15 protein-coding genes and 2 pseudogenes are annotated in these 23,226 nt (G+C 61.2%); 8 read left to right on the plus strand and 9 right to left on the minus strand.

The window, feature by feature from the left end; genetic code table 11:
• Positions 1-125 precede the first annotated feature (125 nt).
• Both AO692_RS23020 and AO692_RS23025 read left to right on the plus strand, forming a co-directional pair.
• A complete protein-coding gene (locus AO692_RS23020) occupies positions 126-1,664 on the plus strand; it encodes an MFS transporter (RefSeq protein WP_244483449.1) in 1,539 nt (512 codons plus the stop codon).
• Between the two features lie 107 nt (positions 1,665-1,771).
• Entirely contained in the window at positions 1,772-2,509 is a 738-nt protein-coding gene (locus tag AO692_RS23025; RefSeq protein ID WP_200911769.1) for a DUF899 family protein, read from the plus strand.
• Between the two features lie 130 nt (positions 2,510-2,639).
• On the opposite strand, the gene AO692_RS23030 is transcribed toward AO692_RS23025, so the two are convergent.
• The 8 genes and pseudogenes from AO692_RS23030 to AO692_RS23065 all read right to left on the minus strand — a co-directional run bounded on the left by AO692_RS23030 (position 2,640) and on the right by AO692_RS23065 (position 15,773).
• Complete coding sequence (locus AO692_RS23030; RefSeq protein ID WP_152979937.1) at positions 2,640-3,053, minus strand: hypothetical protein; 414 nt, start codon at positions 3,051-3,053, stop codon at positions 2,640-2,642.
• Positions 3,054-3,112: 59 nt separating this feature from the next.
• Positions 3,113-3,952: a hypothetical protein gene (locus AO692_RS23035; RefSeq protein WP_054312365.1), complete on the minus strand. Its 840-nt coding sequence runs from the start codon at positions 3,950-3,952 to the stop codon at positions 3,113-3,115.
• Between the two features lie 340 nt (positions 3,953-4,292).
• Positions 4,293-7,085: a TrlF family AAA-like ATPase gene (locus AO692_RS23040; protein WP_162839671.1), complete on the minus strand. Its 2,793-nt coding sequence runs from the start codon at positions 7,083-7,085 to the stop codon at positions 4,293-4,295.
• Between the two features lie 220 nt (positions 7,086-7,305).
• On the minus strand, positions 7,306-9,348 hold the full coding sequence (locus AO692_RS23045) for an ATP-binding protein (protein ID WP_054312367.1): 2,043 nt from the start codon (positions 9,346-9,348) through the stop codon (positions 7,306-7,308).
• A gap of 34 nt (positions 9,349-9,382) precedes the next feature.
• Positions 9,383-10,588, minus strand: a complete 1,206-nt coding sequence (locus tag AO692_RS23050; RefSeq protein WP_054312368.1) for a GIY-YIG nuclease family protein — start codon at positions 10,586-10,588, stop codon at positions 9,383-9,385.
• The gene (locus AO692_RS23055; RefSeq protein ID WP_054312369.1) at positions 10,581-12,644 is read right to left on the minus strand and encodes a DEAD/DEAH box helicase family protein; all 2,064 of its coding nucleotides are present in this window, start codon (positions 12,642-12,644) and stop codon (positions 10,581-10,583) included. Before AO692_RS23055 ends, AO692_RS23050 begins: the two co-directional genes overlap by 8 nt.
• Positions 12,641-15,421, minus strand: a pseudogene (locus AO692_RS23060) (DNA methyltransferase). The gene AO692_RS23055 and the pseudogene AO692_RS23060 overlap by 4 nt, the downstream one beginning before the upstream one ends.
• Entirely contained in the window at positions 15,402-15,773 is a 372-nt protein-coding gene (locus AO692_RS23065; RefSeq protein WP_244483450.1) for a HigA family addiction module antitoxin, read from the minus strand. The pseudogene AO692_RS23060 and the gene AO692_RS23065 overlap by 20 nt, the downstream one beginning before the upstream one ends.
• Positions 15,774-16,248: 475 nt before the next feature.
• Between AO692_RS23065 and AO692_RS23070 the strand changes: the two genes are divergently transcribed.
• Entirely contained in the window at positions 16,249-18,312 is a 2,064-nt protein-coding gene (locus tag AO692_RS23070; protein WP_054312371.1) for a ParB/Srx family N-terminal domain-containing protein, read from the plus strand.
• A gap of 212 nt (positions 18,313-18,524) precedes the next feature.
• Positions 18,525-18,933: pseudogene (locus AO692_RS23075) on the plus strand (hypothetical protein).
• 46 nt (positions 18,934-18,979) lie between these two features.
• Here the strand turns inward: AO692_RS23075 and AO692_RS23080 are convergent.
• Complete coding sequence (locus AO692_RS23080; protein ID WP_054312372.1) at positions 18,980-19,753, minus strand: hypothetical protein; 774 nt, start codon at positions 19,751-19,753, stop codon at positions 18,980-18,982.
• An 811-nt stretch (positions 19,754-20,564) separates the two neighbouring features.
• On the opposite strand from AO692_RS23080, the gene AO692_RS23085 reads away from it, so the two are divergent.
• The 4 genes from AO692_RS23085 (at position 20,565) to AO692_RS23100 (ending at position 23,206) form a co-directional block, all read left to right on the plus strand.
• A complete protein-coding gene (locus AO692_RS23085) occupies positions 20,565-20,882 on the plus strand; it encodes a DUF736 domain-containing protein (protein ID WP_054312373.1) in 318 nt (105 codons plus the stop codon).
• Between the two features lie 393 nt (positions 20,883-21,275).
• Positions 21,276-22,118, plus strand: a complete 843-nt coding sequence (locus AO692_RS23095; protein WP_054312375.1) for a DUF932 domain-containing protein — start codon at positions 21,276-21,278, stop codon at positions 22,116-22,118.
• Positions 22,119-22,422: 304 nt separating this feature from the next.
• Positions 22,423-22,638, plus strand: a complete 216-nt coding sequence (locus tag AO692_RS33740) for a DUF6499 domain-containing protein (protein ID WP_082407506.1) — start codon at positions 22,423-22,425, stop codon at positions 22,636-22,638.
• A gap of 91 nt (positions 22,639-22,729) precedes the next feature.
• The gene (locus AO692_RS23100; RefSeq protein ID WP_244483451.1) at positions 22,730-23,206 is read left to right on the plus strand and encodes a DUF2285 domain-containing protein; all 477 of its coding nucleotides are present in this window, start codon (positions 22,730-22,732) and stop codon (positions 23,204-23,206) included.
• Positions 23,207-23,226 lie beyond the last annotated feature (20 nt).

The raw sequence follows: 23,226 nt of genomic DNA on the forward strand, positions 1-23,226 counted from the left end.
CCCCGTCAGCTTTGTAACTCACACCATCCGATATCCAGGCCTACGTTCGTCAGACGGAACGCCAGCGAAACGCGAAGCCGCGACGGCTGACCGGTTTGGCTGCACACGACGGAAAGGAGAGCGTAATGTCTATGTCACCCACTGGTCTCACGACGCCTGGCAAGGCGCCGACGCAGTGCTGGATCGGCCTCGGCGTCATCGCGCTGCCTTGCATCCTCGTGTCGATGGACATGACGGTTCTGAACCTTGCGGTTCCGCATCTGGCGGCCGTCCTCAGCCCGAGCGCAGGACAATTGCTGTGGATCGTCGACATCTACGGCTTCATGGTCGCCGGCGCGCTCATGACGATGGGCACGCTTGGTGACCGTTTCGGGCGCCGGCGGCTGCTCCTCATCGGTGCCGCTTTCTTCGGTATCGCTTCGGCGGTGGCGGCATTTGCAACCAGCCCTGTTCAACTGATCGCGGCCAGGGCGCTTCTGGGTCTGTCCGCCGCGACTCTGGCTCCCTCCACGCTTTCGCTCATCCGGAACATGTTCGAGGACGAAGGCGAGCGACGCATCGCGATCGGCGTGTGGATCGCAAGCTTTTCCGCCGGGGCCGCGATCGGACCGGTGGTGGGCGGGCTTTTGCTGGAGCACTTCTGGTGGGGTTCGGTATTCCTCGTCAACGTGCCCATCATGATTGTCTTGTTGACCCTCGGTCCGCTGCTTCTGCCGGAATACCGCGACCCGAACGCCGGGCGGCTCGACGTGGTCAGTGCCGGCCAGTCGCTTGTCGCGGCGCTCTCGGTGGTCTGGGGCCTGAAGCGCCTGGCCGAGCACGGGCCGGACGCAAGTTCTGCGGCGATGATCGTCGCGGGGCTGGCGCTTGCGGCCGTTTTCCTTCGTCGCCAGCGCCGTCTCGCAGATCCGATTGTGGACCTTTCACTCTTCCGCACCCCGGCATTCAGCATCGCACTGGCCGTGAACCTGGCCGGCTTCTTCTTCATGTTCAGCATTTTCTTCTTTGTCCCGCAGTACCTGCAACTCGTGGTCGGCCTGTCGCCGCTCGAAGCCGGGCTCTGGACCTTGCCCTCCGGAATTGCGTTCATCGCGGGCTCGCTTCTCTCGCCGGCGATCGCTGCAAAGCTGCAGGCGGAACGCGTGCTGATCGCCGCGCTCGTTGTCGCCGCGGCAGGGTTTGCGGTTCTGACGCAGGTGGATGCGGCCGGCTCGCTTGCCGTGGCCGTGATCGGTTCGGTGATCTTCTCGTTCGGTTTGACGCCGGTGATCACCTTGACCACCGACATCGTGGTCGGCGCCGCCCCACCGGAGCGTGCTGGCTCCGCGGCCGCGCTCAGCGAGACGAGCAATGAGCTTGGCGGAACGCTCGGCATCGCCATCCTCGGAAGCATCGCAATGTCGGTCTACAGAGGCGCAATGGCCGGCGAACCGGCAGCCGCCTTGTCCGAGGCAGCGCAGGCCACGATCGGCGGAGCAGTGGCTGTGGCTGAAACACTCCAGCCGAAAGAAGCCGAAGCGCTCGTTTCAGCCGCTCGGGATGCTTTTACAGCCGGCATGCAATTGACCGCCGGCATTTCCGTCCTGGGCCTGCTCGCAACCGCTGCGCTCGCGGCGATGCTGCTTCGCCGGATGCAGTCGGGACCCTCGTGTCAGGAGGCCTGAGATGCAGCAGCCCGAACCGCCCGCTCGCGGTCGACGGGCGTTGCGGGAAGTCGCCGACAAGGCGGCTTGCCGCAGCACGTGAAAACCATGGTGAAATGGAGGAAGGAATGAACAACGCCAAGGAAGACCAACCCGCCGCCCCGGAGGTTGTCGATCGCGCCGCATTCGAGACGCAACTCCAGGCCTTGCGCATTCGCGAGAAGGCGCACACCCGTCAGGGCGACGCCATCGCGGCCGAGCGGCGAAGGCTGCCGATGGTCGCGATCGATGGCGCAACTCCGCTTGTCGGCGAAGATGGACCCACGACGCTGCTCGACGCATTCGAGGGGCGCAGCATGCTCATCGCCTACTATTTCATGTGGTATCCTGGGAGGCCTGCCCCCAAGCAGTGCGAGGGCTGTACCTACTTCACCACACAGGTTCGCGAACTGTCGCACCTGCACTCGCGCGACGTGACTTACGCCACCTTCTGCCAGGGTCCCTACGTGGAGAGCGCCCGTTACCGGGATTTCATGGGCTGGGACATGCCCTGGTATTCGGCACAGGATTCGCTCGACACGCTGCTGGTCGGGCGACGCATCGGCATGATGCACATCGTCTGCTATCTGCGGCGAGAGACCGAAGTCTTCGAGACATATTGGACGACCATGCGTGGCGTCGAGACGATGGACAACACGTACCGCCTGCTCGATCTCACGATCTACGGACGGCAGGAAGAATTCGAAGATTCGCCGCAGGGCTGGCCCCAGGAATGGGGTGAAGACAAACACCCCATGCGCATCGACGGGCGCCCCATCTCGCAATGGCCGCGCTTGAAAGCCGGGCATTCCGATACGCTCGCGTGACGGCGCCGATTGGACGAGCTGGCTGACGCCGCGCTGGCGTCAGCATCATTGAGGGTGCGAACGCGTCCGACCATCGGACGGTCGGCATCGCCCGATCACCTGAGCGCCCACCTGGCAGGATAGCTGCCCGTTATCCGCGCGCCTGAAAGCAGCCGCAATAGGTCATGGTCGATGTCGAGCGGAACGAGATGTCGAAGCCGCCGAGCGCTTGCTGATGGATGATCACGAGGGTGTTCGAGCCCGGCGGCGCCACGTCGCGGCATCTGGCTGCATCATCGGAATCGACCAAGGACGCAAGATAACGCCAGTTGACATCAGAGCCCCCGGTGTCGCCATCGCCCCATATCGTTTCCACGAAATCGCCGTCGAGATAGGTGAAACCTTGTTCGGCCCGCATGGGCCAAGACGGATTGCGGCCCTCCCAGGCCGCGTATTCCTCATCCGACGCCTCGTCGCCCGGTTCCGGTTCCCATTGCTTTTCCGTGAAAGACGCAGCGTCGACCTCGCTCGCGAATGTGGCGACAAAAATGTGGAAACGATGCATATTCACGCCCATTGGCACCAGCCCGGATCAACGCATTCCTTGCGGGTTCACCGCGATCGTTATTCACCGTCGGACAAGGAGACGCTCGCCACGCGGCCATCGGACAAACAGTTGAGGAACTCGACGAGACCGTAATATTCATCCTCATAGTCGTCTATGATAACCTCGTCGGACCCTGCCTTTCCCCTCCGCAGGAATATTTCGGCGTTGCCGCCCAGTTCGTCGATCCTGGTGGTGTTCCGGAAGCAGCCACCGTCGCAGGCCCGAAGGAACAGATCTTCCAGCCGATCGAGATGACTTCTCGAAAACGCGCCGGCAGTTTCGTCGATCGCCGCAACAACACGTTCGTGTTCGCAAAGCTCCGCAGTGTCGGAAAACAACCTCGATTCGGGAACGCTTATCTCTGCATCCGCTGAATAATCTTCGAAGTTGGTCCGATCAGAGAGACGTTCATCCACGCCCTCCAATGCAACGATACGGATACCGGCCACTATTTCGGAGAATATGCTTCTCGCAGGCAGCGCGTCGGCATCCTCGCCGAGAGCGGCCCGGGCCTCTTCATAGGCGGCCTGGGGCGTGTGGTGAAGGTTAACGATCAAGCGCAGTGCCGCAACCAGCACATTGTGGTGAAGCCCCTCGGCTTCGCCGGGCAGCACGAAACCCTGTTCATTTCGCCATCCGATCGAAAGTCTTGCGGATTGCCGGGAAGACAGGAACGACCAGGAAAAGAAGCCCAGCCTCAGCGCGCCCTGCAGCTCCCGCACCGCGTCCTCCAGCGGTTCACGATCCGCCTCGCCATGGGACGGCGAATAGTCGACCGCGATCTCGAATTTTCGCAGGTAGAGCGGGACGGGTACGGTCGTTTCAACGGCTATCGAAACAAGAGAAGGCTCGGTCATGATCGTATCCAAGTCCCTTCACGGTTTTGCGTTCGAGATGGACGCTGTCGCTGATCGCTTTTACCGCGCTTTTCGTCCCCGGCGCATTTCCTGCATTCGCTCGGGCGTAATTCCGGCTGAAATTTGGTGCCGTAGACATGGAAAGAAGTGGCGCACCACACCGGGTGATGATGATAACTACGTTTACGCTATAGCCCTCCAAAATGAGGCCTGAGCATCAGCCAGAACCCAATGAAACCCCAGAGGATTTCCAGCCAGAAGCGCGTCTATTCGCCATTGCGCGACCTCGACCTTGTCGGACATGCTGGTTCCAAACTGACGACAAGCCGGTCGTTAACGGCTAGAAGCCGTACTTCTCTCGCCGTAGATTAAAGGCGGCCTCCCCGCCTTCCATGATACGTTTGATAGCCTCGCGTACCTCGGGCACGTCGATGGCACCTTCGCCCGCGATCTTACCGCCTGACTGATCACCGGCCTTCCTATAGTCGCACCATGCGACCATCTCGGCATCGCCGTTGACGACAAGATTGGCATTGTGGCTCACGAAGATAATCTGACGTTTCTGCTTCGCGCTCCACAACTGCTCGACGATCTCTTGCATCACCGGATTGTCGAGGTCTTCTTCGGGTTGGTCGATGAGCAACGGCGGACCTGGCTGATTGAGTAGCGTCTTCAAGAGCGCCGTCGCCTGCTGCCCAGCCGACGCATTCCTGAACGGCATATAGTCGCTTTCGCGGGCGCGATACTCGAAGACGGGCTCGCTCTTGATGTCAATGAGCGACAGCGCCAGCCAGTCATCTGCCGATAGTTTCCGGGCGATGCGGTCAAGATCGCCGGCAGTAAGCCCTGCCGCCGACAACGCCGGTGTTTCCGGGCGACGTTCGCTGCCCTCCTGGTCAGGATCGAAGACTGCGAGCGCTTCAAGGTCGTCAAGGATGCGCGACCATCGCTCCTGCGGATTATCGGCGCTGGTGATCGCCTCGCCAAGCGTCTCGACACGCTCTCGCCGCACGTTCGAGCCAGATAAGGATTCGCGGAGCCGCTCAACAAACTCGCTGGCGTCTGCGTAACGCCTGACATGAGCGCGGATAGCGCCGCTCGCGCTCTCGGTCAGCTTCTGGCATTGAGCGTCGAAAAGTCCATCCCGTTCAACCTTGAGTTCGTGCCAGCCTTGGCGTTCTGCGGCGTAAATGTCGCCCGCCGTCTTGAGGGACTTGAGGTCGTCGTTGAGGCGCGCCGTCTCTTTCTGAAAGGCGGACAACCGGCTCTCGATGACCTGCAACTGCTCCATGCGTTCGCGGTGCGCAGATGACCGTTTGACGGCTGCTTCGTAGGCTTCCCTGAAAGCCTGCAATTCTTGCTGCCACTTCGCCCAGGGTGTGCCGGGGGCAGGCTTGTCGGGCGTACGCAACTGTCCAAGCAGAGTGTCCACCGCCTGCTTCGCCTGCGTCATCAACGCGGTGTATTCGCCGTGCGCCGCCTTCAACAGGTCACCCTCGGGGGCCTCCGGTGGCGGTGCCGCCTGCTCGAGGCCAGCCGCGATTTCTGCCGACAGGTCGGATAGGCCGTTGGCGACGGACCGGAGGTCGCTCCGCCATCCGTCAACGGCTTCCTCAGCGGCGTCATAGGACTTGCCCTGATTGAGGAGAGCTCGGTCGTCATCAGACAGGCCGGACAGGGAATTACGGAGGGCATCCGCCTGTTCTTGAAGCGAACGCGCTTCCAACGTGCGGCGGGTGACCTCGCCCGTAAGCGCCTGCTGCCGGCGGTGATTGGCGTAGGTCTGCCTAATGCGTTCCGCCTTCTCAGAAATGCGGCGGTCGAGTTGTTCGAGCTCCATGCGTATGGGCGCGGTTATGAAGCGGGCAAGCTCATCGGTGCGCACGCTGACATCGCTCAGTTGCTTCTGGCTATATGCTTGCACGGGCAGCAGCGCGCGCGCCTCGGCCTCGTTACACGTGCGCATCTCGTCCGGGCCGACCTTAATAAGCAGGCTACCATCCTTGCTGTCTCGCCGGACGACATGGATCACGTCGTTCACGGTAAAGGTCACATCGACCGTCGCTCCCAGCAGCTTGAGGGTGTTTTCGATCAACCGGCTGCGGCGCGACTGATAGTTGGGCGCGTCCGGATCGTCCGTTGCCGGTGGCTGGTCGCACAGCGCCCAACGCAGGTATTCGAGGATGGTGGATTTCCCCGTCCCCCGCCCGCCGATGAGAGCGTTGTATTGAGGATTGAACGCGAGGTCGATTGGGCCAAGAAACTGGCTGTTGCTGATACTGATGCCGGAAATAACGACGGAGGGAAGTTTCGGCTCGTCGTGCGAGATACGGGACTCCTGAGCAAGGCACGCCTGTCGCAGAGCCTCGGCAGTCGGCTTCGCCCACTTGATCCATGACGTGTGCTTGCCAAGGTCCGCATGGTCCTCTCGGCGATTGTCCGAAGTCTGGATGCAGGCGATGCGCTTGTTGCCCCAGGCTTTGCCCTTGCCGGCGAGAATGCTGACAGGTCCGGCCTTCAGGTCGCTGACCGTGCCGTCAACGTAGCCGCCGACGAAAGGCATTTCTTTGTACTTGGCCATCATGCCGTTGCGGAGAAGCGAGAACTTCCCTTCGCCGGTGACGTTGGGAAAGACGATGTGCCGGTCGCGCAACCACGTATGCTCGTCGAGCTTTTCTTTCAGAGCCTTGAGTGACTGGATGTTTTCAAGGCGCTCGGTTTGCGCCGTCTTCGCGTCGGCATCGGGCGCGGGGTTGATGGCGAGTGCTGTCAGCACTGCACCAAAGCGGTTTTCCTCGAAATCGGCATCCAGAATCAGGATGGCCTGACAAGGCACCGCGAGCGTCAGTTCAATGCCGGGAAAAACGACGAGACGCTGATCCTCTAGCAGCGGCGCGCCGTTCGCGTCGGTTTCGGCGAGCGCGGCGCGTTTCACGAATGGGATGAAAGCCATATCGTGATGATCGGTGATGGCTATTGCGTTGAGGCCCTTTTCGCGGCACGCCTCGACCAACTTGGTCGCATAGGCCATGCGCTCCACGTCGGTCGCATGGTTCGCGCCCGTCCATTGCAGATCGCGCGGCGAGTGAACCTGAAAATCGCAGCAATTATAGTGCGCCCCTTTGTCGATCATCTGCATCCCCCCAAGCGCATAGTATATTCTCTTGCTGCCTTCCGACGACCTCAGATTGCGGTTCTGAAAGCGCTTCGCTTTCAACCTCAACAATATTGTTGGCCGGTGGCCGCAATGCCGGCGGGCCAGAAGCCGTGACCGTCCGGTTGATCTACGCGCCCCTTTCCTCGATCAGCACGCCGTCGCCAAGCATGAGGGATACGAGTTTACGGGTGATCGGCTAGCGGCCCGTCGTCGGCAAATTGAGCTTCTCGAAAAGCACCCGGTTTCGCTTCTGCGCGTCGCTGAGCAACTTTGTATATGAGATAACCTCGTAATAGGCGTTGAGGGTTTCGTTGAATCCGTAATAGCCGAGATTGTCCGGGGTGCGTCGCGCGCCCATGTTCTGGATTCGGATTTCCACGGGCGGTGTGAGGTCGCAAATCACATAGCAATAGGCCGGAATATTCTGGTTCGCCGGCCGGATATAGCGACCCTGCCGATCCTTCTTCTTACTCTCCCGAATTTCGCGGATCATGCGGTACACCTGCGTTACCGGGTCCTCATCCTGGTAGGCAGTGCGGTCCGGCTTCTTGAACTCAATCACGACCATCGACTGAAGTGGCTCGGCATCCTCACTGAATGCCAAGGGATGATTGAAGATCAACAGATCGGGCCGGCTCGCGGAATCGCTTTCGAGCGGCTGCACTTGGTCGAGCCGCACGTCGGATGACAGGAACGAATGAAAGGTCAGCCGCTCGTCGATGATCCAAAGGTTTTGCTGCTCGAACGGCACGTCATCCGAGGTCGCGCGCATCGGGAACACCAGGCTATGGACCGTCTTCTCAAGCCCGTAGTCTCCCGTGTCAGGGTCATGTGTCAGGTATTTTTCGAGCAGCTCCAGAATCACGCGCCGATGCACGATGTATTGCGCAAGTGACGTTTTCCCGATCTCATTCTCGTCTTCGACGAACTTCTGAAGCCGTGCGTAGGATTCCTGCGTGTTGTCGGTGGCCGCCGGCTCCGAAAGGATGCGCGCGCCTTCCTGCTTGAGGCGTATCTGGCGCTGATAGAGCTGGCGGTGAAGCGCCATTTCCATCTCGGTCTTGCTGGCCTGGGGCGGAATGTCGTCGATGAATTCCCCTTTGTACTTCATCAGCACGCGGTATTGCGGTCCGTCCTCGGCAATGTAGGAAGTGAGGGCGGCTTCCTTCTGCGTGTTGAGCGCATCTATGAAGGATTTCAGGTCCTCGGTCACGGCCGCGAGCGCGCCGTCGCGAATGGCTTTCAGGCTAATCTCGTCGGCGAAAAGCTCGGATGGTGCGTTTTCTGCGCTGCTGCCGGCGTCGCGATCGGTGGCGGCGGCTTCCCTGGGAATCGAGAAATCGGTGCGCTCGCTGTTCACCTTGTCATTGAGAAATTGACCCTGAACGAACGCGAGATAATAGAAGTTCGCATTGTTCGGATCGTTGAGCTTGCTCTTGAGGTTGGAGAGGAACTTAGCGAGTCGCTCCGTGATAACCTCGCGAAAATGCGCCGCATAGACCAGCTCATGGTGATCGGCGAGCGCGCCGTGCAGCCGGAATCCGCTGAGCGTGAAGCTGTGCCCGCCGACGGAAAAGCTTCGTTCCGTCGCGAAAGTCTGAAAATTGTCCCGAAAGAACTCACGAAGGTCAATCGTATCGGCCGGGTCGGCAAGCGTGAGGGCTGGGCCATCCGGGTCAAGGAACAGAGGCAGGAAATGCCCGATGAGGCGTTGCGCGATGATGTCGAGCTGGCGCGGGCATTCGCCCATATAGGGGGTGCGGTAGCCGACCAACCGCACGCTGGTCTCGGGTTTCTGGCGATCGGAGGGAGACGCCGCCCGCGCCAACTCCTCATCGCTCGCGACAAAGGAAAATTTTCGGCATAACAGCCCGTCCGTGCCGGCCGCGCGGAAATGGCTCTCTACTTCAACGCGCGAGAACGCCTTCAGCCACAGGAATCGGCCAAGGCCTTTTCCGCCGCGTGTGGCCTTGTAGGGAGAATCGACGGTCTCGAAGCTGTCGAAATTCGCGTCGGTGAAGCCGATGCCGCTGTCGATCACGGTGAAGGCTTCGATCGGCCCCGGCTTACCCTCGTCCAGGCTGCCCTGCCGCTCCGCGATGATCCGAATGACGTGGCCTTGGCCGCCGGTCTCCTCGATCGCCTGAAAGGAGTTCATCACGGCTTCGAAGAGCGGAAGGAGAGCCTTCGCCTTCGGAAGATTGGTGTTGCGGATGCGGCCGGCAATGCTGGCTTTCATGGCGCCGGCGTCCTCGTGCGGTGGCTGTCCCCGTTCATCTGAGTTCTTCGCCGACTGCTCGGGTGAGCGAGGCCGTCTTCGGGTCGTAGGTGTAGCCAGTGATCGTTCCGTCCCTGATCTTCTCAATGGCCTCGTCGATCACGAAAAGCGGCACGAGAAACCATTCTCGCGGGATGATCGGCATGCCGAAGCGATCCTTGATCTCGATGTCGAGGCGCGCCTTGCCGAAGATCCGATGGATCAGGTTCTCAAGCCGGGTCCGATTGATGTTGAATAGCTCGTAGGTCGCGACGACCTCGACATCGGCCATGAGGAAGGTCGGGTCGAGCTTCGCATTGGCGAGCCGTCGCGCGACGTCGCTGCCGGTCACGCCAATCTTGTGCAGCACGTCGCGGTGGGCAGCGACGGCCGGATGATCGGATTTGCTCCGCAGCACATAGACGATACCGCTGGCCTCGTCGCCTTCCTCGTTCTGATCGGCGAAGAGCGGTCCGGCCGAGGGCTCGACGATTCGCCGACCAGCCGGGTCCTGTTGCAGCGCCTTCTGAAGCGAACGCATGAGTAAATTGCTCTCGGTCCCGTTGTCGAAGATCACGCGAAGCCGGGCGTCAATGTTACCGTGTTCGTTGGTGGCAGGCTGCTCCATCGTCGCGACGTAAGCTTTCTGACCGCTGAGAATATAGAACCGGCCGGGCGCGATCTCGGACTTACGCTCGAAGCGTCGGGTCTGCCGCAGGCCGGCGCTCAGTTCCCTCTGCACCTGCTCGAACAGCGGCCTGAACTGGTCGAAATCCTCGCATGGCTGGCGATTGGCGATTTCCTCGGCCGCGCGCTTCTCCGCAGCCGACCGGACATGCCGCAGGTCCGTGATGTCGGTCGGCTCGATGTCCACCCCAAGCTGCGCCAGAAGCTCGTCATCGTCGAGTTCATCGGCAGCGCCGATCGGCGCAGGCTCCGCACCGGCCAGAATTCCCTGGTGATCGAGGGGAGCGAGCAAGCTGCGGAAATTGGCAAGCTCGCGCAGGCGATCGAGGCGCACGGAATAAAGCTGCTCGAAGATGTCGCGATCCTCGCCGTGTTGCGGGGCGCGGCCGTGCCGTTCGACGAATCGCTGAATCTCCTCGAAGCCTGCTATGATGCACTCCTCGCGCGGCGTCCGGCTCGACTCCCTCTTCGCCTCGGCCTCGATACCAAGCTCGGCAAGAAGCGCGTCATCCTCGTCGGTGAATCCCTTAGCCATGCGCCGCCTCCGCCTTCATGCGTTGAAGGAAAGCCACTCCCTCGGCCATGCGCTTTTCCCAGGCGTCGGGCGAGGTGATGGAGGGCAGCCGGCCGCGCTCTTGCTTGAACTTAAGGGCCCGCTTGGCAAGCTCGCGCGCCTCCTCGATGGTGAGGTTGACGCGCTTGGCCCCGATCACGGCGGCGACCTGCTTCAGGCTCTCCTCGCTCATGGTCTTGGCGAGGATAGCATAGGCTTCGCCGAAGGGGTTGATGCGGTCAATCAGGTCGATGTCCAACTCGCGCACATCCATTGCGAACTTGCGGACCCCCTCAATGAAGGCGGTGTTCGGGCTCTTCTCGCCGTCGCCCTCGGTTCCGCCCAGGGCGATCTCTTTGGCCTTCTGCGTAAGATTCAATGCGGCGACGGCGTGCTGGCGCACAGCCTCCTGATCCTCCTCGTCCAATTCGGGAAACTTGTCCTTGATGATCTTGCCCATGCGGAGCTGGGTCAACTCCTCCGGCACCAGCTCGGAATCGAAAAGCCCGCGTTCGATCGTCGTCTTGTCCTGCACGAACGCGGCGATGACCTCGTTCAAGTCCTGCTGGCAGATGCGCTGCGCTTCCTCGCTCTTCGGCGTGACAAGGCCCTTGATCTCGATCTGGAACTGCCCCGTCTCCTCATTGAAGCCGACATTGGTCTTGTTTGGGTCGTAGCCGTCCTCGCCATCGTCAAAGCCGGGCGTCGGTCCGTTTTGCGGGTTCTTGGGCTTGAACTCGAAGCGCGGCGCAAGCACCTGCTCCATGAGCAGGCTCGCCGCGATGGCCTTCAGCGTATCGTTCACCGCTTCGGTGACGGCTTCCTCGGAGGCGTCCGGCTCGGCGATCAGGTTGGTGAAACGTGCGCGGGTCTTGCCCGGCGCGTCGCGCGTGGCGCGGCCGATGATCTGCACGATCTCGGTGAGGCTCGACCGATAGCCGACCGTCAGCGCGTGCTCGCACCAAATCCAGTCGAAGCCTTCCTTCGCCATGCCAAGGGCTATGATGATGTCCACATGGTCACGGTTGTTCTTCTGCGCCGGGTCCTTCAGCGCGGTGGAAACCCGATCCCGCTTGGCGGCGTCGTCATCAACCAGGTCGGCTATCCGCAGGACACGGCCTTCCGGCGTCTTGACCAGTTGGAAGCCGGTGGCGGGGTCGGCCCCCTGCCACTCGCCCAACTCCTCGATGATGTGCTCGACCTCCCTGATCTTGTCCTTCGTGCTCTCGCGCGAATTGACGGAGGGGATATGAACGATCGTTTTTTCGGCCGGTTCGAGCACGTTGAGGATGTCGTCGGCATAGGAACCCGAATAGAAGAAATAGCCGATGTCGAGCTGCTTCAGATATTCGTAGCCGTTGAGCTGCTCGTAATAGGTGTAGGTGACGGTATCGAACTTCGACTCGTCCTGCGGGGCCAGGACCGCTTCGGCATCGCCCCGGAAATAGGAACCCGTCATTGCCAGGACATGCACGCGGTCGCGGGCGATGAACTGGCCGAGATGCAGACCGAGCTTGTTGTCAGGGTTGGCGGAAACGTGGTGGAACTCGTCCACGGCGATCAGCCGGTCGTCGAACGCCTCCACCCCGAACCTGTCCACGGCGAAGCGGAAGGTCGCATGGGTGCAGACCAGCACCTTGTCGTCGCTTTGCAGGAACGCCTCGACCGAGTTGACCTTGCCGCCATTGTCCGAGCCAGGCGCGTTGCAGAGGTTCCATTTCGGCGCGACCGTCCAGTCGGCCCAGAAGCCGAACCGCGTCAGCGGCTCGTCGTTGAAGCTCGCGCCGATGGATTTTTCCGGCACGACGATGATCGCCTGCCGGAGCCCCTGATTGTGGAGCTTGTCGAGGGCGATGAACATGAGCGCGCGGCTCTTGCCCGAGGCCGGCGGCGACTTGATGAGAAGATATTGCTCGCCCCGCTTCTCATAGGCGCGCTCCTGCATCGGCCGCATCCCGAGGGCGTTGGCCTTGGTCGAGTTGCCATTGCGGGCATAGGAGACCGAGACGGAGGGGATCATTTTCTTTTCGTCGGTCATGCGCGCGCCTCCGCCTTGCGTTTCTTCGCCGCGCCCGGGGAGGCGGCCATCTTGGTGTAAAGCTCGAACAGCTTTTCCAGCCGCTCGGTGTCGTTGCGGAACCGGCGGCCGATATAGATGCGCTCCAACACCTCGTCGTTGCGCTCGTGGGCCTCGCGCAAGTCGGCGGGCATGTGTTCCGGGTCATAGAGGTCGGCGATGGTCGCCGGGAAATGCGCCTCGCGGCCCAACAGGATGTCCTCGGCGCAGCGCGTCAGGTCGGCCTTGTTCTTCTCGGTCAGCGTGGGAACGGGAAAGGTATTCCAGCCGAGCGTGTTGGAATAGGAAAAGTCGGTCCGCATCCGCACGCAGACGGTGCCGATCCAAACCCAATGAAGCCGAGAAGCAACCAGCGCCATATTCCAGAGCGGAGCGTTGTGAAGTGCGTATCACTTGTTTGAGATGATGGTGCCGGGGGGCAGCAAACCGCATGGCAGATAATCGCGGTTCTCGGAGCTGATCGCGGCAACGGCTGTTACCACTTCGTCGCCTTTCTGCCTGACTTCGCCGAAACGCGACGGAACATTGGCGATTTCAACCGTGGCCGCCTTTGAGCTTGCCAATCGCATCTGCCGCACCGCTTCAATCCGCTGTGCGATGGTCGGGATGTTTTCAGCTTCGGCCAAATTATCGTTCGTTATCCAGATACAGGAGCGTGAGAGTCCGCGAATAAATTCAGCCGAGCCGAAGATTGGGTGGATGAATTTTTCGCGCTGGGTGTTGGACAGACCAAGTGCATCCACCTCATCGTCGCTGAGAAGCAGATTGCCGCCATCGACGGGTTTGCTGCCAAAGTCCATCCGGGCCACGCCATCAACCGGACGCGAGGCTTTCTCGACAATCACGTTAGGCCCGGGCACTAGATAAGCGTTGATGTTTTCCGCTTCCCTGACGACGGAGGCATCGTCTTCGTCGGGCATAAAGAGCCGCCGCGTTTTGCCCGCGTGATTGGAAATACCGACAATCACCACCGTTACGCCCGCCTTGTTGCTGGCAAGGTTGGCCCATTTGAACGAGGTGTGGGCAAAGGCGATTTCGTGCCCGGTTCTGAAGATAAGCGGCCAGAGGATTGGCACTTGCTGGCCCTGACAAATGGAGTTGGTGGACACGAAGGCCGCCGACGCATTGGTCTGTGTGCCGTAATCCGCCGCCTTCATGAACCAGCCGGCGACATAATCGAGCGACTTCCAGGTGTTCGTGCGGCTCTCGAAGATCGCCTGTAACTCGGACTTTTGCTGGTCGTCCTGCCAGGTCGAGCCAAGATATGGCGGATTTCCGCAGATGTAGGTTTCTCCGCCCTCGTTCTCGAAGTCGATCTGGGGTTGGTCGAGCGGGGTATGAAACAAGTCATCGGCGTGGTGCTTCACGCCGGTTCCGGTCGGTGGGCAGACGCTCAACCAGTCGAGACGCAGCGCATTGCCACAGGTGATCCAATTCCGCGTGTTGAGCGGCAGGAACTCCGCCAGCGCCAGCTTCTGCCCGCGATACAGCACATCGCACTGAAACTCGGCGATGATGAGTGCGAGGCGCGCAACCTCGGCCGGGAAGTTGCGCAACTCGATCCCGCGAAAATTGGTCAGCGGGATCTCGGACGCGCGATCGGCTTCCCCGCGCTGCCGGTTGATCTCGGCCTCAATGGCCCGCATTTCCTTGTAGGCGATGACAAGGAAATTGCCGCTGCCGCAGGCGGGATCGAACACCCTGATCCGCGCCATGCGCCGCCGCAGGTTCAACAGCATCCGGCTGTTGTCGCCCGCCTCGTTCAACCTCGTCCGCAGGTCGTCAAGAAACAGCGGATTCAGCACTTTCAGGATGTTGGGGACGCTGGTGTAGTGCATTCCCAGCGCGCCGCGCTCCTCGTCCTCCGCCACGGCCTGAATCATCGACCCGAAAATGTCGGGGTTGATCTTCGTCCAGTCGAGATTGCCGATATGGAGAAGGTAGGAGCGCGCGATCCGGCTGAAGCGCGGCACTACTCGGCTGCCGGAGAACAGGCCACCGTTCACATAGGGGAACATGTCCGTCCAACGGGGCAGCTTCGCGATCGCCCGCTGGGCGATCGGCGTGTTCATGGCGCGGAACAGCTCGCCAATCACCTCATGGGTGTTGGACGAATCCCGCGCGCTCATCTGCTCGATGGTGGCGGTGAACAGGCCCTCGCCGTTGAAGATGTCGGTGTCCTCCGCGAAGAAGCAGAAGATCAGCCGGGCCATAAAATGGTTCATGTCGGGGCGGCGCTCGACCGTGCCCCATTCGGGATTGTCCTTCAGAAGCTCTGACATAGAGCCGATTCAGGCGGCTGGTGGCGCGGATATCGAACGAGCTGTCGCGGAGCTGCTTGACGGTGGTGATGCCGGCAAGGGGCAGGAAGAAACCGAAATGGTCGGGGAAGTGGGCATAGGCGCAGGCAACCATCTCGCCCGATGCCAAGTCCTCGGCTTCGAACGTTTCGCCGTCCGTCGCCAGAACGAATTTCGCCTTGGCCCTCATCGTCGCCGGGCTGGCCTTCAGCGCGGCAAGCATCTTCGTGACCTCGCCAGGGACAGCGACGGCGATGTGGATGTTGTTGGTCTGAAGGACGCCGCCCAGTCGGACTTGTTCGACTCGCCCTTGCGCAGACGCTTGAGGGCCGTTTCCTTGTTCCCAAACGCTTGCAGGAAAGCGAACGGAAACTCCTCGGCGTCGAACGTCTGCTCGGCGAGCTTGGATATGGCCTCTTCAATCTCGACGGCGTTCATTAGTCCCCCCGCTTTCCGTGGCCGATGAACGGAAAGCCCCGACCTTGATCTTGTTGGCCCGACGCATGACCTCGGCTAGCTCGTAATCGAGCTGCCGGATCAGCCATTCGCGGGCTGGTGTGCCGAATGCTTTTTCCAAGCGAACGGCCATCTCGGGCGAGATGCCGGACCGGGCGTTCAGCAAATTGCTGAGGGTCTGCCGATCGACGCCAAGGATTCGGGCGGCGTCGGTAACGCTTAACCCGTTCTTTTCAATGCAATTCTGCCGGATGGTCGTTCCTGGGTGCATCGCCTGTCGAATCGTGCTGCTCTTCCTGCGTTCGAGACTATAGTGATAATCGACACTCGACAATCCTACTCGTTTGACGTCCCCGCCAAACTAAGCTGCTATCTGAAGCAAGCATGCCGCACCGGCATGACCGTCACCGACTGACAAGCGCCATCGCGCCCCGCCCTCCGGGCGGGACGCTTTCGCATGTCCGTCCTTCCGCACATCGGCACGGGAATACAGCGGTCAGGATGTCAGGATGTCAGGTTTTCAGCAGCACATACCCTGATCCGGTCTTTGCGCCCGGCCTCCGCTCTGCTCTGGCCGGGCAAGCTCGCTAAGGGCTCCGCCCTCGCGGCGGGCAAGGGTGGCCGGGCGGTATCCCCAACCTTCCGCGCGGATTCAGTTTCGCCCGCTTGCGCACAGCAGGAATCCGCTTGTGCAGGCCGGGTGATCCCCCTCCGCCCGGCCGCCCTTGCCCTCTGCTACCCCGGTCTCGCCGACGGGCAGGGCTGCAGCGCAGCGCTGCGCTGCAACCCAAGCCCATAGGAGAAAGACCATGACCACGAATACAAAGAGCGTCCCCGTCATTGAGAACGGCGAAACGGTTTTCATCCCGCTCAACAAGCTCAAGAAGCATCCGAAGAACGCCCGGAAGACGCCGCACAGCGAGGCGTCTATTGAGTCGAAGGCCGCGAGCATCGCCGCCAAGGGGATGCTGCAAAACCTTGTGGTGGAGCCGGAGCGTGACAGCGAAGGTGAGCCGACCGGCTTCTATCTCGTCAGTGTCGGTGAAGGCCGCAGGCTGGCGCAGTTGCTGCGCGCGAAGCGCAAGCAGATCAAGAAGACCGAGCCGATCCGCTGCGTCATCGACACGGCGAACGACCCGTTCGAGATCAGCCTTGACGAGAATGTTACGCGCACGGCCATGCACCCCGCAGACCAGTTCGAGGCGTTCCGCGAGCTTGCGGAACATCGCGGATGGGGAGCGGAAGAAATCGCCGCCCGGTTTGGCGTCACCGCGCATGTCGTGAAGCAGCGGCTTCGGCTCGGCGCGGTCAACCCCAAGCTGATGCAGGTCTATCGTGACGGCGGCTTGACGCTCGACCAGTTGATGGCCTTCGCCCTCACCGAGGACCATGCGCGGCAGGAACAAGTTTACGAGAACCTGTCTTATAACCGCGATCCGTCATTCATTCGCCGCGACCTCATGAAGGCAAATGTTCCGGCAACAGATCGCCGTGCGATCTTCGTCGGCGCGGAAGCCTACGCGGAAGCGGGCGGCAACATCGTCCGCGACTTGTTCACGGAAGATCGCGGCGGCTTCTATGAAGATGTCACGTTGCTGGACCGGCTTGTCATCGAGAAGCTGGAGCGGATCGCCGCCGACATTCAGGCGGCGGAAGGCTGGAAGTGGGTTTCGGTCCACATCGACTATCCGCACGGCAACGGCATGCACCGCGTCTATCCGCATCCCGTTGAGCTTTCGGAGGAAGATGCCGCCGCCTATGCCGCCGCGCAGGAGGAATATGACCGCCTGTCGTCGGAGTATGAGGACGCGGATGAACTTCCCGATGATGTGGACCAGCGTTTCGGGGAGCTTGAAGCCGAGATCGAATGCATCGATGCTCTGTGTCATGCCTATGATCCCGACGAGATCGCGCGCGGCGGTGTCTTCGTCGTGCTCTCCCCTGACGGAGAAGCCCGCATCGAGCGTGGTTTCATCCGCGCCGAGGATGAGAAGCCCGAACCGGAGGAAGCCAAACCCGTCATCGACGGCGTTCGCGTCAACGATGATGGCGAGATCATCGAGGACGGCGATGAAGACGGCGACCGTGCAGCCGCGCATGACGCCGAGGACGAGGACACGGAAGATGACGGCAAGCCGCTGTCCGATCTTCTCGTCCGCGACCTGACCGCGCATCGCACCGCTGGCCTGCGGCTCACGCTTGGCGAGCAGCCGGACGTGGCCTTGATCGCCGTCACCCACGCACTCGCCGCGCAGACGTTCTATCACGGCGTGGACGCCCATTGCCTCGAAATCCGTCCTGTCAGCACCAGCCTTGGCGGGCATGCGGACGGCATCGAGGATACGGCGGCGGCGAAGGCGCTGGCGGATCGTCATGCCGGATGGGCGGCGGACATGCCGCGCGACGTGGCGGACCTGTGGGGCTTCGTCGCCGGGCTGGATCAGGCGAGCGTGATGGCGCTGTTCGCGCATTGCGCCTCGTTGACCGTCAACGCCGTCAAGCAGCCATGGGAGCGCAAGCCGCGCGCCCATGAGACGGCGGATCGGCTGGCGACGGCGGTTGTGCTCGACATGACGGCGCACTGGATGCCCACGGTGCGGACCTATCTCGGCCGCGTCACCAAGGCCCATATCCTCGCCGCCGTGCGCGAGGCGGTCAGCGACGAGGCGGCGGATCGCATCGCAGGCTTGAAGAAGCAGGCGATGGCGGAAACCGCCGAGCAGCTTCTTGCCGGGACCGGCTGGCTTCCGCCCTTGCTGCGCACCGAGCGGCCCGCGTGGCTGACCGACGAGCAGCCGGAGGCCCCGACTGCCGAGGCAGAGGATGCGCCGGAAGCGGAGCACGCTGAGAGCTTCGCCGTTGCGGCGGAATGAATGTGAGCCGGGGCCGCATCAGCGGTCCCGGCTTTCCTTTCGAGAAAAATCGCGGCCGCGCGGCTTCACCGCGCGGCCGGATGACCTCGATCATAGCGAGGACAAACGATGTTCACCGTCGACAGGGTTGGCACGGATTGTCATCATAGGCGCGTCTTCAAGAGAGGGAGCGAAACAACGCCAATCCGCGCCAGTCGTGAAGGAGCAGAGTCATGGTCGCCGTAATGCTGATGAGCGTTGTTCTGATCGCGATGCTTTGTGTCGCGGCCTATACGCTCGCTGTCTATGCGCTGCCCTTCATGCTTGGATTGAGCGTTGCGCAATTCGCCTATCATACCGGCTCCGGTTTCATCGGCGCCGGGCTTGGTCGCAGCCGGTGCAGCCTTCGGCCTTCTGGCGCTCCTGTTCGACACGCTGCGCTCCCCGATCTTCCGCCTGATCGTGGCGCTGATCTTTGCCGCTCCCGCTGCCGTGGCCGGCTATGCGTTAGTCCATGGCGTCACAAAGGAAAACGTTCCGTCCGAAATCTGGCGGCAAATCTTCTGCATCGTTGGCGGCGGTTTCGCAGGGGTGTCGGCGTTGCTGAGGCTGGCAGCCCCCCATTCAACCAAGCCCGCCTAAAACCCGCCCTTTCCTCTGTAGGCCGCGCCAGTTGATCTCGGCTTGGCTACATTCCTTTAATCCAGAGATATACTTGCCAAGCGCCAACCCCAATAGTGATTGCGGTGGCAAATAGGCCAACAGCTTTCGCGGTTCGGCTTTCAAACAACCTGTCCAACGCCACGCCGAATCCACGCGAAGCCGTTCTGAGCTTCCCCGTCAGAAATTTTCGGATAACAGAGTGTAGAAACCCGACTTTTCCGAGAGTAGAATTGTGCATCCGTATGAACTCATTGTTCCGGAATGCCTGTACTTCCTCCTCGCCGCTCAGAAAATGACGGTGAATTCCCCCATTTAATTCCATCAGTGATTTCAGTTTTGGATGTTTTGCATAACCACCGCCGTAGCGGTCTGCCAGTAGGTCATTAAGGTTTAGACGTCGCTCTACAGGGATGATGGGAGCGTCGTTTCCGCCAAGAACGCGATAACGATGTTCCAGATGTTCAAAACCATATGTAAGATTCCGCATATTCCAATGGACCCAATACTTATCCCTTCTGTCGCGGACAAACGAATAAAAATCTTGCAGCAACTTTTTTTCCACCTCATCGAAGCGATCTCGAACATCTTCGCGAGGTATATGAAGCTCTTCTGCAATTGAATGTGTTGAGAAACTAACCGTTTGCTCGGTAGCGTAATGGCTTATCGCGATTGATGTTATACGGGGGGAAAGAGCTTCATTGTCGTCATATAGGCTCTGACATGAGTAGTGAATGATATAGAAATTTTCTGGATTGCTCTTCGCTTCTTTAATGAAGTCTCTACTGCTATAGATGCTCATTCGCTCCCCCCGTTCCCTCCCTTGAAGAAATCCTTTGAAAACCTAACCCGGTCAAGAGGGATAACCCGAGGTCCATCAGATGTGGTGAGCATGTCTTGGGTGGGCGTTGCCCTTTGGGCCGCACTTTCGGCTGCGCCGGAACCACGCCTGCGGCGCGTTTCCGCCATTCGGCTTCAATCGCTAACGCGGAAGGACGGCGGCGGCCATGAGCATGAAGCCCCGTCAGACCGGGCGTCCTTGGGGCGCTGGCCGCAGTCGCTGTTGCGGCACGACCATGAGATAGGACCATTCTGCCAGTCCTCGCACCGGCTGGCGGATCAGCGCCAGCGCAGCGGATCGACTATTGAAGCGGTGGATTGCACAGCATCACGCGACCAGTCTTCCAGCATCGGCCGAGCGGAGGCATCGCGGAATAGGCGGGAACGAGATCACGCCCGCACGCCCACTGGCGATGTGCAACTTGTCCTGACATTCGGGCCGTGGAGCACCGGCCAGCGAAGCCCGCGCACATTTCCTTCTCTCCGGCGAGGCGCGGGATGTCGCTGTTGTCGTATTCCCCGCGGTTTCCTGAATGGGCGCTCCATGCGCGTCCTCGATTGCTGTGGGTCTGACCGAAGACCGGCGACGCAAGCGACGCCTCGATCTTGAACCCGCAACACGCCGCCTGCGGCTTTTTTCCGCCGCCGGCAGGCCGGCTTTGCACCGCGAAACAAAAAAGTCCTCGCCGGATATTGCAGGCCGATCGTCTCCGGTCGGCCGACCCGCATCGAGGTCGCAATGGTGCGGCCCGATCGGAAAAAGGCATACGACAATGGCGACCATCGGCACCTTCACCAAGAACGAGAACGGCGGCTTCACTGGCTCGGTCAAAACTCTGACCCTCAACGTCAAGGCCAAGTTCGTCCCCACCGAGGGCGAGAGCGAGCGCGGCCCCGACTTCCGCATCTTCGCCGGTGCCACCGTCGAGTTCGGCGCGGCCTGGAAGAAGACCGCTCGCGAGACGCAGCGCGAATACCTCAGCGTCAAGCTGGACGATCCGAGCTTCCCGGCACCGATCTACGCCAGTCTGGTCGAAGCCGAGGACGGAAGCGGCTACAACCTCATCTGGTCCCGCCGCAACAGCGACTGAGGCCAGTGACCTAAGGAGCCCCGCTCGAAAGAGCGGGGCTTCATCATGCTCATGGCCGCCGCCTGTCAGGGAATACGGAGATCGGGATACACGATTTTCTGGTTCTCAGTTTTTGCACATCCCGATCAGATCTTCTTCCGGCATCCGCCTCCGCTGCTGCCGGGCAGTCTCTCTAAGGGCTCCGCCCTCGCGGCGGGCAAGAGCGGCCGGGCGGTATCCCCAACCTTCCGCGCGGATGCGTGCTGCGCACTGTCGTCAAGCCGCCATCCGCTTGTGCAGGCCGGGTGATCCCCCTCCGCCCGTCCGCTCTTGCCCTCTGCTACCCCGGTCTCGCCGACGGGCAGGGTTGCAGCGCAGCGCTGCGCTCCAACCCAAGCCCATAGGAGAAAGACCATGTATCATCAGCTTGCCAGCCGGTTCGGCCGCAATGCTCATCAGATCAGTGGACGCGAACCGCTCGACAATGAAGCCCTGTACCGGCACGTCCCTTCCATTTTCGCTCGCGAGGCGCACGACAGCCGGTCGGAGCGTTACGTCTATGTCCCCACCATCGAGATCGTGGAGGGGTTGCGCCGGGAAGGATGGTTCCCGTTCTTCGCCGTGCAGTCGGTGCCGCGTGACGGCAGCCGCCACGGCCACGCCAAGCACATGCTGCGCTTGCGCCGGGATGACGGCATAGGGAAGCCGGAGGCTGCCGAAGTTATCATCCTCAACAGTCATGACGGGACCAGCGCCTATCAGATGTTCGCGGGGATGCTGCGTTTTGTTTGCACCAACAGCATGATTGCGGGCGAGCGCTTCGAGGAAGTTCGCGTGCCGCACAAGGGCAACATCCAGCATGACATTATCGAAGGCGTTTACACCGTTGCGGAGGACTTCCCGCGCCTGATCGACGCCAGCGGGAGCATGAAGGAGACGCAGCTTTCCGAGGACGAGCGCCGCGTTCTGGCCGAGGCCAGCCTTGTCGCTCGCTATGGCGAGGATGAAAGCCCCGTTCGCGCTGAACAGATCATCGAGCCGCGCCGCCGCGAGGATGTTGGCCGGAGCCTGTGGACCACGTTCAATGTCATTCAGGAGAACGTCATTCGCGGCGGACTGCACGGCCGCAAGCGCAATGCCGAGGGCCGCATCCGCCGCAGTCAGACCCGCCCCATCAATGGCATCGACCAGAACGTGACGCTCAACCGCGCGCTCTGGACGCTGGCCGAGGGGATGCAGCGGTTGAAGGCACGATGACCTGAAAGCCGTAGAGCCGGGTATCCGGTTCTACGGCTCACCCTTGAGGCTTTGCGACGCTGAATTTTTCCGCCGATCCGGCGTCGCGGATCGGCGGCGCGGCCGCGCCTGGGGCACGTCCGCCGCTCGCCGGGCTGCGTCCGGCTCGTAAAATCTCACAAGAATTGCTAAGAAGAAAATAACCATGGCTGATCGACTTACACGATCAACATATCTGAATTCGATGGCTAGTCTTTCGTCGTGTTGTTTTTGAATCTCTCTATTCGGGCATCGCATTGCGCGTCCCGGATTGGGAGGTAACGCCATGTTGAGTATCGATTGGCGTGCGTCGGCGGCTTACGGGCACGCACAAAGCATTCCAGCCGCTGGTTTCGCCTGGGAGTATCTTCGTCGCCATGAGGACTATCATCGCGACTTTCAGACAATATCGCGCATGAGAGACCCGGCCGTGAGTCGGCTGGAGATATTCTCGCAACGATGGGGTTTACGATTTCCCGTGCGATCCCGAAACGCCACCTGATCGCCAATCTCAGTTCTGGATTCCAAGCCTGCAGCCACAGGCGGTTCTTCTGTCCTCGCAGCACCATCACGAGGGGTCGGCAGAACCTGTCGTGACGCTGGCGCATCTGTCCGACCTTGACTTACGGCATGCTGTCGATGGATGGCATGGCATCTGGCAGGCTGGCGGCGTCACGCACCAATTCTGGTTGCCTGAGGCGGTGCCCGACGCGGCCGCCTTCTACGCGGTCTCTCTGCCGCTGGATTCCTTTCTCGAGCTGCGCGCCTACGCTGCTCGGCGCTTCTGGCGATCCCTCAATGGACGAGCGCCAGGCCCAGACTTCCGCGCCATGCCGGCGCAGACGCGTCGATTCCACATCCTCTCGCTACGTGCGCTCGATGCGCGACTACGCGGCGAGAGCTACCGCACGATGGCCGAAGTTCTGCTCGGCTTTCGTGGAACAAAGGAGGATTGGGAGATCGATCCGCGCAAGAACAAGGTCCGTCGTCTCGTCGCGCACGGCATAAAGATGATGCGGGGCGGCTATCGGCTTCTGCTCCATTACCCGATCAAAACCGACGAGCATTGACCGGTCGCGCGCGATCATCT

This window comes from Mesorhizobium sp. 1M-11 (assembly GCF_001303895.1).
In the GTDB taxonomy this organism is placed as follows: Bacteria; Pseudomonadota; Alphaproteobacteria; order Rhizobiales; family Rhizobiaceae; genus Mesorhizobium.

Excerpts from the sequence above, each read along its gene's own strand:
- AO692_RS23070 (WP_054312371.1), top strand. The coding sequence starts at position 16,249 with ATGACCACGAATACAAAGAGCGTCCCCGTCATTGAGAACGGCGAAACG.
- AO692_RS23085 (WP_054312373.1), top strand. The coding sequence starts at position 20,565 with ATGGCGACCATCGGCACCTTCACCAAGAACGAGAACGGCGGCTTCACT.
- AO692_RS33740 (WP_082407506.1), top strand. The coding sequence starts at position 22,423 with ATGTTGAGTATCGATTGGCGTGCGTCGGCGGCTTACGGGCACGCACAA.
- AO692_RS23030 (WP_152979937.1), bottom strand. The coding sequence starts at position 3,053 with ATGCATCGTTTCCACATTTTTGTCGCCACATTCGCGAGCGAGGTCGAC.
- AO692_RS23080 (WP_054312372.1), bottom strand. The coding sequence starts at position 19,753 with ATGAGCATCTATAGCAGTAGAGACTTCATTAAAGAAGCGAAGAGCAAT.
- AO692_RS23055 (WP_054312369.1), bottom strand. The coding sequence starts at position 12,644 with ATGACCGACGAAAAGAAAATGATCCCCTCCGTCTCGGTCTCCTATGCC.
- AO692_RS23045 (WP_054312367.1), bottom strand. The coding sequence starts at position 9,348 with ATGAAAGCCAGCATTGCCGGCCGCATCCGCAACACCAATCTTCCGAAG.
- AO692_RS23095 (WP_054312375.1), top strand. The coding sequence starts at position 21,276 with ATGTATCATCAGCTTGCCAGCCGGTTCGGCCGCAATGCTCATCAGATC.
- AO692_RS23040 (WP_162839671.1), bottom strand. The coding sequence starts at position 7,085 with ATGATCGACAAAGGGGCGCACTATAATTGCTGCGATTTTCAGGTTCAC.
- AO692_RS23020 (WP_244483449.1), top strand. The coding sequence starts at position 126 with ATGTCTATGTCACCCACTGGTCTCACGACGCCTGGCAAGGCGCCGACG.
- AO692_RS23035 (WP_054312365.1), bottom strand. The coding sequence starts at position 3,952 with ATGACCGAGCCTTCTCTTGTTTCGATAGCCGTTGAAACGACCGTACCC.
- AO692_RS23025 (WP_200911769.1), top strand. The coding sequence starts at position 1,772 with ATGAACAACGCCAAGGAAGACCAACCCGCCGCCCCGGAGGTTGTCGAT.
- AO692_RS23050 (WP_054312368.1), bottom strand. The coding sequence starts at position 10,588 with ATGGCTAAGGGATTCACCGACGAGGATGACGCGCTTCTTGCCGAGCTT.